We start from the raw sequence: 8766 nt of genomic DNA, 5'->3' as shown, positions 1-8766 counted from the left end.
TTCAGCACACCCTATCGCTTCAATGCCAAAGAGCTCGACTCCGAAAGCGGGCTTTTCTACTACGGAGCCAGGTACTACCACCCGGTGGTGAGCAAGTGGTTGGGTGTGGATCCGTTGGCAGACCATCCAAGCCAAATTGATAAGTCCCCTTACACTGCTTTTTGGAACAACCCGATTATTTTTACAGACCCAGATGGTAGATGCGTTTATTGTCCAGATCCTTCCACAGCAAAAGAAGGAGATATTGTGAATCCGCTTGGAGGTTGGGACTTCATTTTAACAAATGGTGAATGGACGGCAATTGGAGGCATGTTAGGTGAAGTAACTGTAACTGCTCCAAGGAGTGAAAGTAATGGAGGTTTCGGAAGTGGTTTTGTTGATGGCTTTGGAGCAGGTATTGGAAGTACTGTAGATTTCTTTGCCAGTTTAGGCACAACACAAGGTTGGAAAGATTTGGGGCAGGGAATCCTTGATATGGCAATGTTAGGATGTCAAACTTGCCCTCAGGGTATGATGATGCGAGCTCAGATGGCTGATAGAATCATTAACTACATGCAAAATATCCCAAATATGTCAGCTTATGAAATGGGATATGATCTTGGGTTTGGTACTGAAAAAGCTTTGGAGATAGCAGTGACAAGAGGAGTTTATACAGGGTCTGGTGTTGGGATTGGAAGCGTACGGATGTTGTCAAATACTTCATTGAGAGGGACTACTCTGTTTAAGACTGGTAAGAATTTTAGAATTGATTTGGACTTGAGAAATGGTTTGCATTACCATAGACGAGGACCAGGAGGAATAGGTAGGCACAGGCCTTGGCAGGTGAAACCAGGAGATCAAGGGGACTTTTGGAAAAGGTTTTAAGTAAAGCGATAATGGATCAATTTATTAAAGAACTGAGAACTTTGTTAGAAAAAACATTGGCATGGTCAGAAGAATTTCGGAAAGGTAATCGAGACTATTCCTTTGATATTGATGATGAAATCTATCAAATTTCAACTAAGCATGGAAAAGATTTTAAACAGGGGGATCTGAATTTAGTCTATAATTTATTAGATTTTTACTGCGATGCAATCAAGCATGGCTTTAAAGAAATCGACAAAAATTATTCGGTATTAAAAGCAGAGTCAGATATTCGGGAGATTTTGAAAGGCATAAAAAGTGACTTTTTAGTCAATTTGCCGACAGATGTTAAGGATAGACTGATAAGAATTTGATGTTTGCGACAAAGGGATATTTTAGATAAGGCAACCTTCTACAATAGGAATTTTATTATTCCATCTGGAAGAGTTATTGGAGTTGGATAGTTTCAGCACTTGCAGAATAAGTAATTATGGATAGTAATAAAGATTTCAATAAGCTTAAATCATTGGTAAATGAGGTTTTTGGAGTTAAGGATATTAGCTACGATACAGAAATAAATAATCTCAAAACTCTTTCAGAAGACAATGATAGATTTATTGAATTATTTCAATCTGAGTTTAATATTAATATGAGTTCATTTCCATATTATCAATATTTTGAAGAAGATGAGTTTATTATTTTATCTTTGATTAAGAGGGTTTTTCGAAGGAATATGAAGGACAAAAAAAGTTTATCTGTAAGCCATTTATTGAAAGTTATTGAAAAAGGAGAGTGGTTTGAATAATATGGAAAAGTCAATTAAATACCTTTACATAATAGGGTTGCTATGCTTTAATTCTATTTACGCCCAACAGAAATTGCCATTAGAAAAGCGTATTTCAGACGATATTTGCAAATGTTTTGGGGAATACGGCTTTGCAATTATGAATGAGCAAGTATCAGCCTCCTTAGACACCTGTAGCAATACTACAGTTAAGAAATATCAAGCCGATTTGGAGCTGTATTTTTCAAGTCGGAAAGATGCAGGGTATGATAAAGGATACGAGGCAGGCAGGCTATATTTTCAGCAGAAGGTAGTCCCTTTGCTTTTTACAGAATGTGATGCAATTAAAAAACTGCAAATAAAAAGAGAGTAAAAGTATATGCAAGTAAATAACCCGGCAAGTCCGGGTTTTTTCTTTATAGAGCGGCCACGTTCTTTTGAAAGAAGTCTTTAAACTTCTTTTAGGTCAGGAAAGTATCGATCATTTTAAAGACCATATTTTTTTCTTCGGGTTCGAGTTCAGCAATCGGTAGTACCTGTTCCATCAGGCTTTTATCTTCAATGGTCACTTCATCGGGGAGGTTGCCGGCAAAGTTGACCAGCTCATCAATGGTCATTCCGAAATATCTGGAGATTTAGTGTACGTCATTCAAAAACAAATTCCATTCACCTGTCTCTGCCCTTGAACAATCGGAGAGCGACATAGGGCCCGTTTGGGAAATTGCCGATACGTAAATGGTTTCTTTATGTAGGTGGTTTTTAATTGGACCACATGGCTTAAGGCTTTTATACTTTCACAGACAATCTTTAATCTGCAGCACAATCTCTAATAAAAATCAATTACCGATATCGTAACTGTTCCACTTAAAGGTGAATGCAGTGTCTGCATCTGAAAATTTCCCAATACCATTCCCCACCTAACTTTGCGCTTCTTAATGATCCATACGTATGGGAAGAGCATTTGAGTACAGGAAGGAAAGAAAATTTAAGCGTTGGGCCACCATGGCCAAAAATTTTACCCGTATAGGAAAGGAAATCTCAATAGCTGTAAAAGAAGGGGGTCCGAACCCTGAAACCAACCCTCGCCTGAGAGCAGCGATGCAAAACGCCAAGGCGGTAAACATGCCTAAGGAAAACATCGAACGGGCGATAAAAAGAGCTACGGACAAGGAGCTAGCCGATTTCAAAGAACTTGTATATGAAGGATATGGGCCCGGAGGCATAGCTATCTTGATAGAAACAGCTACCGACAATCCTACCCGTACAGTGGCCAATCTGCGCAGCTACTTCAATAAACACAACGGCAGCCTTGGCACAAGTGGCTCAGTGGATTTTCTCTTCGAACACAAGTGTCAGTTCAAAATTCGGAAACCTGACAACCAGAATTTGGAAGACCTCGAGCTTCAGCTCATCGACTATGGAGCCGATGAATTTTTTGAAGATGAAGAAGACAACACATTGATGGTATATGGCCACTTTTCCGACTACGGAAAGTTGCAGAAAGGCATCGAAGAGCTGGGGCTTGAGGTCATTTCATCAGGTCTTGAGCGAATACCGCTCGAAACCCGTATTGTACAGGATGACTTAAAACCACAGGTGGAAAAACTGCTGGAAAAAATCGAAGAAGACGACGATGTGCAGAATGTGTATCACAACATGGCTTGATGATACAGCAATCTGAAAACCTGCAGGCCGACTTATTCGCCTTACCTTTGTCTGTAAATCAAGGATGCTTTGAATTTCTATAAATACCTGGAAGACTTTGGCCGGTACGTGCTGATGCTGGGAAGAGTTTTTCGCCGGCCTGAGAATAAAAAGATGTATTTTGAAGCTTTTTTAATAGAGATCGAGCACTTGGGCATCAACTCGCTGGGTCTGGTGGCCATAATTTCTTTGTTTGTAGGTGCTGTCGTGACGATACAGACGGCTCTGAATCTTGAAAATCCTTTAATACCTGCTTATTATATAGCCATAGCTACCCGGGAAAGCATCATCCTGGAATTTTCACCTACTATGGTCAGTCTGATACTTGCCGGCAAGGTGGGCAGCAATATTGCATCTACTCTTGGTACTATGCGAGTGAGCGAACAGATCGATGCCCTGGAGGTTATGGGAGTTAATTCCGCCTCTTACCTCATTCTGCCCAAAATTGTCGCTGCAGTATTTTTCAATCCCATACTGATCAGCATGTCCATGTTTTTGGGAATATTGGGAGGATTTGTCTTTGGTCAGCTCACAGGAATGATAGGTCCTCAGGATTTTATTGAAGGTCTGCTATTGGAGTTCAATCCCTTTTATGTCACGTATGCCTTGATTAAAACGGTGGTGTTTGCCTTTATCATCACCAGTGTTTCTGCTTTTCACGGATATTATGTAAAAGGCGGAGCCGTGGAAGTAGGCAATAGCAGCACAAAGGCTGTGGTGAGCAGCAGTCTTATCATTATCCTTGCCAACTATATCTTGACACAACTCATACTCAGCTGATGATCAGGGTCGAAAATCTGATTAAAAAATTTGGAGACACGGAAGTCATAAGAGGCATTTCGGCGGATTTTTTTCCGGGAAAGGTCAACTTGATCATTGGAAAATCCGGCTCCGGGAAGACAGTTTTTATGAAATCGCTTCTCGGTCTTTACGATATAGATGGGGGTGAGATTTATTACAGTGGCGAACCGCTCTCGGAGATGGACTTTAAAAGAAGAAAAACACTCCGTACAGAGATGGGGATGGTATTTCAGGGCAGTGCTTTGTTTGACTCCCTCACTGTGGAGGAAAATGTCATTTTTCCCCTGAAGATGTTCAGCAACATGATAGAGGCCGACATGAGAGACAGGGTGAACTTCTGTCTGGGCCGGGTCAATCTGGAAGGGGCGAATAAAAAATATCCTGCAGAGCTGAGCGGAGGCATGAAAAAGCGCGTAGCCATAGCTCGTGCCATAGCGATGAATCCGAAATACCTCTTTTGCGACGAACCAAACTCAGGGCTTGATCCACAGACATCCATTGTGATCGATAATCTGATCAGGGAAATTACTCTCGAATTTGGCATTACTACAGTGATCAATACTCACGACATGAATTCGGTGATGGAAATCGGAGACAATGTGATACTGATCAAAGACGGATACAAAGCCTGGCAGGGAAACAAGGCTGACATTCTGACTACTGACAATGAAAATGTAAATGAGTTTGTCTTTACCTCACAGTTGCTCAGGCGTGTAAAAGAACTTCACTTACAGTCCTCCCGGCGTGAATGATCTATTGCTGATTTATGCTGACAAAATCACTCCTCGACTGGTCTACACGTGTAAGGTCATCTTCGAGTATGTAACTCCCTGCCGGTATCAACTGACTTCTTCGCCTGAAGAATACAAAAACCATCAGGGGCCGAAAATCAATTACAGTACTCAGCGCCAGCCGGAAGGAATCTGGATTTATCCATCCGGATTGCTGCAGTCGACCGAAATTTTTGAGCAGAATGTCAGGTGTGTGGTAGATCCTGTGGGTGGAGATTTGCTGTTTGGAGAAGCATGTTGTGAGCTGAGGTTCGATGTGTTTTCAGCAGTGTTTTATCTAATTTCCAGGTATGAAGAATACTTGCCTCATGTAAAAGATGTCCATGGTAGATTTCAGCCAACGGAATCCCTGGCATTCCGACAGGGCTTTTTGCAAAAACCTGTAGTAAATCGCTGGTGTCTGCGACTGCGTGAGAGCATCTGTCAGAAGTACCGGGGATTTCAGATCAAGAAATCCGGATTTACCTACACGGCTACGATCGATGTGGACAATACCTATGCCTACAAGGGAAAAGGGTTTGTAAGGTCCATAGGCAGTCTAATCAACGACCTGAGGTCACTGAACTTCCTGCAATTTAAAAACCGTTTTCTGACAGTTTTTTTTGGAAAAAAAGACCCTTTTGATACCATTGATTATCAGATAGAGCTTTTTTCGAGGTTGGGCATTGAAGTCATTTATTTTTACCTCTACTCCCGATTTGGTCCATTCGACAGGAATTTGCCCATTCATAGTCCCAGTCATCAGCAGCATATCAAATTTGTGGCAGATTTTGCCAGCGTTGGGTCTCATCCGTCGTACAGGGCCAGTGAGGATTTTGAAGAGCTCGAATATGAAATTACGAGTCTGGAATCGACCATCCGAAGACCCATCACCAAAAGCAGGATGCACTATCTGAGGTTTTTTTTGCCGTCCACATTTCGCCACCTCATGGAGCTGGGTATTACGGACGAATATTCCATGGGATATGCGCAGGTACCTGGTTTCAGGGCTGGTATTTGTACACCTTATCCATTTTACGACCTTGAAATGGAAACTTCAACCGACCTGATTATTCACCCCTTTGCACTGATGGAGACTACATTTATCGATTACTTGAAGTACAGTCCAAAACAGGCAGCACCTGTCATTTTTTCTCTGATTGATGAGGTGTATAGCGTGGGGGGTCATCTGATCACGGTGTGGCACAACAGGACCTTTAGCGAATACCAGCCGGAATGGAGGGGATGGAACCAACTGCACCAGGAAATGTTAGACTACATTAGCAAAAGGTTATGATCCGATTGGTTAAAAATGCTGACGTGGATACTCAGGAATGGGATTTGACCATTCATCTGGACAGGCATGCACTGGTGTATGGGCTGAGTTGGTATCTGGACATTGTGTCAAATGGTTGGGATGCTCTGATTTGCGACGATTACAGGGCGGTTATGCCCTTAACTCCAGGAAAGTTTCGAAGGGTAATTCCCTCATTAATCCGGCCATACGGGACTCAACAGCTGGGGATTTTTTCAAGGGAGGAGGTCTCAACTCAGCTGGCTTCTGAATTTTTGGAAAAAATTCCGGCCCGCTATGTATACAAGGAAGTATATTTCAATGCCGGCAACCCTGTCATTGGGTTGAGCAAAGGAACACTTACCCCGCGAACCAACCTGATTGTCCCGCTGAGCAATGCTACTCCCGAAAGTGTTCGGTCGCGGTATACACAAAACACAAGAAGAAATCTGGCCAAGGCAGCCAGATATCCCCATCAGGTGTTTTACAACGATTCGCCCGATGTACTCATCAGGCTTTTTGCGAGCAATAAAGGCCGTGAATTGCCCCATTTAACTGCAAAACACTACGCTACTCTGCGTCAGATCATGTTTGTGGCTCTGCACAAAAAGCTCGGATACCAGATTACCCTGTATGATGAGTCCAATACGGCGGTTGCGGGGATTTTTTTGTTGGAGTACAGAGGACGAGTTGTTTTCTTTTTCAGTGCCACTTCTGACTACGGAAAGCAAACACACGCTTTAACGTTTCTGATCGATCACATCCTTACTCTGAAAGCTGGTCTTGCCGACATATTTGATTTTGAGGGCTCGGATATTCCCGGACTTAGGAGGTTTTATGAGGGTTTTGGTGCCCGAGAGGAGATATACTACCGATGGCGAAAGTGGTTTTAAAAGTGTCGGGTTATACAATTCGGTATTAATTTACAGAAAATAAGGGGCTTTAGGGAATTTTTGTGGGCCAAAAGGTTTTATGTCTATAAAACTGATTTATTCACACGTATTACCGGATGGCTGAGTCCATATCTTTACACAAAAGATGTGGAAAGCATGTACTTATGGTAGTAGCTGTGTCTGCCGTATTGGTGCTCTGGGTGGGGTTTGTGGCTTATTTTACAATCCTTTCAAGACGTTCAACAAGCGATATCCGGGATTTTGCACTCGGCTCCATGATGTTTTCACCCTGGTTTGTGGGGTTGAGTCTGGCGGCAGGTATGACCAGTGCGGCTACCTTTATCATCAATCCGGGTCTGATCGGATATTACGGCATAAGCGGGGTGATCAGTTATGCCATCGCACTACCGCTGGCAGCACTGATTTCGCTGGTGGTGCTTACCAGAAGGTTCAGAAGGGTCGGTACTACATCCAGGGCATTAACGCTCTCGCAATGGATGGGCAATATTTACACGAGCAGGAGGTTGGCTGTATTCTTTGCTATTCTATCGCTTTTGCTGATTACCTTTTTGGTTTTGATTACCGTGGGGTTGACGCTGGTGCTCAGCACCGCACTTGGTGTGCACCATTTGTTTGTGCTGTTTGGCATTACGGTATTTGTGTATGGATACATGGCTTTCGGGGGAGCAAATACCATGGTGTATTCCAATGCGGTACAGGCCTTGCTGATGCTGGTGGTGGCTTTGATATTGCTGGGCAGCGGATTGGAGCATTTTGCTGACGGTTTCAGGGGATTCTTGCGCAAGCTGGAGGCGATCGACCCTGTTCTGACGCTCCCGACCAATGCGGAAAGTCCTCTGTTCAGAGATTATTTTGAAATTGTATTTGCCCAGATGATTGTAGGGGTGGCGGTGATATGTCAGCCGCACATCATTACCAAATCACTTTTGCTCAAAGAGGATAGCCAGGTGAGGCCTTATCTGTTTAGTGGGGTGGTGGTGCAATCGCTGTTTTTTATGGTGGTGATTGCCGGGTTGTATGCGCGACTTGAATTTCCGGACCTTCAGATGGATGGCAAAGTGATAAAACCAGATGCCCTGATGAGCACATATGTGACACAGCGATTTCATCCTGCATTGGGGGTTTTGGTGGTATTTGGATTGCTGGCAGCCGGTATTTCGACTATTGAGTCGCTCATACAGTCGCTTTCGACCACACTGACGGTGGACTTGCTTCAGCCATTTTTCTTTCGCGGAGCCGAACCGAATCGGGTCGTGAAGATTAACAGGCTGGTGATATTCCTGATAGGTATCGTAGCGTTTGTGATTTCGAAGCAGCAGATTGAGCACCCGAATCTTTCGGTGGCAATGCTGGCGCAGAATGGGGTGTATGCATTTTTTGGAGCGGCATTTTTTCCTGTATTGATGGGTATTTTTAGCAGAAACCCTGATAAAATTGCAGCATTGGCAGCTGCTGTCACTGCTCTGGTGGTGCACTTTGGCATCTACTACATGCGATTGACGCCTTACATGCAGGTGGAAGTGAGAAATCCGGCCATTCCGGCATCTATCGCTATCGTGTGTGCGCTTGTCGTGGGGCTTTCCGTCTTTTTTGTAAGGAATAAAAAGGCTCGTGGACAACATTAGCCGGTAAGATTACACCGGGACCTGAAAAAGC

The 8766-nt window shown here is 43.5% G+C and carries 11 protein-coding genes; 10 read left to right on the top strand and 1 reads right to left on the bottom strand.

Going from position 1 to position 8766, the window contains the following annotated elements; translation table 11 throughout:
- The 4 genes from DES35_RS10395 to DES35_RS11435 all read left to right on the top strand — a co-directional run.
- The coding region (locus DES35_RS10395) for an RHS repeat-associated core domain-containing protein (RefSeq protein ID WP_147269349.1) at nucleotides 1-864 on the top strand (864 nt) is incomplete at its 5' end.
- Nucleotides 865-875: 11 nt separating this feature from the next.
- Complete coding sequence (locus DES35_RS10390) at nucleotides 876-1217, top strand: hypothetical protein (RefSeq protein WP_037361098.1); 342 nt, start codon at nucleotides 876-878, stop codon at nucleotides 1215-1217.
- 116 nt (nucleotides 1218-1333) lie between these two features.
- The gene (locus tag DES35_RS10385; protein WP_037361101.1) at nucleotides 1334-1648 is read left to right on the top strand and encodes a DUF1493 family protein; all 315 of its coding nucleotides are present in this window, start codon (nucleotides 1334-1336) and stop codon (nucleotides 1646-1648) included.
- Entirely contained in the window at nucleotides 1641-2000 is a 360-nt protein-coding gene (locus tag DES35_RS11435; protein WP_147269348.1) for a hypothetical protein, read from the top strand. Before DES35_RS10385 ends, DES35_RS11435 begins: the two co-directional genes overlap by 8 nt.
- Before the next feature lie 88 nt (nucleotides 2001-2088).
- On the opposite strand, the gene DES35_RS10375 is transcribed toward DES35_RS11435, so the two are convergent.
- A complete protein-coding gene (locus DES35_RS10375; RefSeq protein WP_114366509.1) occupies nucleotides 2089-2244 on the bottom strand; it encodes a transcriptional regulator in 156 nt (51 codons plus the stop codon).
- Nucleotides 2245-2575: 331 nt separating this feature from the next.
- Between DES35_RS10375 and DES35_RS10370 the strand changes: the two genes are divergently transcribed.
- The 6 genes from DES35_RS10370 to DES35_RS10345 all read left to right on the top strand — a co-directional run bounded on the left by DES35_RS10370 (nucleotide 2576) and on the right by DES35_RS10345 (nucleotide 8735).
- Nucleotides 2576-3292, top strand: a complete 717-nt coding sequence (locus DES35_RS10370) for a YebC/PmpR family DNA-binding transcriptional regulator (protein WP_037361106.1) — start codon at nucleotides 2576-2578, stop codon at nucleotides 3290-3292.
- Nucleotides 3293-3361: 69 nt separating this feature from the next.
- Nucleotides 3362-4111 (top strand): MlaE family ABC transporter permease, encoded by a 750-nt coding sequence (locus DES35_RS10365; protein WP_235183098.1) that lies wholly within the window; start codon nucleotides 3362-3364, stop codon nucleotides 4109-4111.
- Nucleotides 4111-4884, top strand: coding sequence for an ABC transporter ATP-binding protein (locus tag DES35_RS10360; RefSeq protein ID WP_037361108.1), 774 nt, complete (start codon nucleotides 4111-4113; stop codon nucleotides 4882-4884). Before DES35_RS10365 ends, DES35_RS10360 begins: the two co-directional genes overlap by 1 nt.
- A complete protein-coding gene (locus DES35_RS10355; protein ID WP_037361109.1) occupies nucleotides 4877-6199 on the top strand; it encodes a polysaccharide deacetylase family protein in 1323 nt (440 codons plus the stop codon). Before DES35_RS10360 ends, DES35_RS10355 begins: the two co-directional genes overlap by 8 nt.
- On the top strand, nucleotides 6196-7089 hold the full coding sequence (locus DES35_RS10350) for a hypothetical protein (protein ID WP_114366508.1): 894 nt from the start codon (nucleotides 6196-6198) through the stop codon (nucleotides 7087-7089). The genes DES35_RS10355 and DES35_RS10350 overlap by 4 nt, the downstream gene beginning before the upstream one ends.
- A gap of 164 nt (nucleotides 7090-7253) precedes the next feature.
- Nucleotides 7254-8735, top strand: coding sequence for a sodium:solute symporter family transporter (locus DES35_RS10345; protein ID WP_037361114.1), 1482 nt, complete (start codon nucleotides 7254-7256; stop codon nucleotides 8733-8735).
- The last annotated feature ends 31 nt before the right edge of the window (nucleotides 8736-8766 follow it).

The organism is Schleiferia thermophila (genome assembly GCF_003337435.1).
Classification (GTDB): Bacteria; Bacteroidota; Bacteroidia; order Flavobacteriales; family Schleiferiaceae; genus Schleiferia; species Schleiferia thermophila.
The sequence above is the reverse complement of the archived record's forward strand: the minus strand, read 5'-3'. Positions and strand labels throughout refer to the sequence as shown.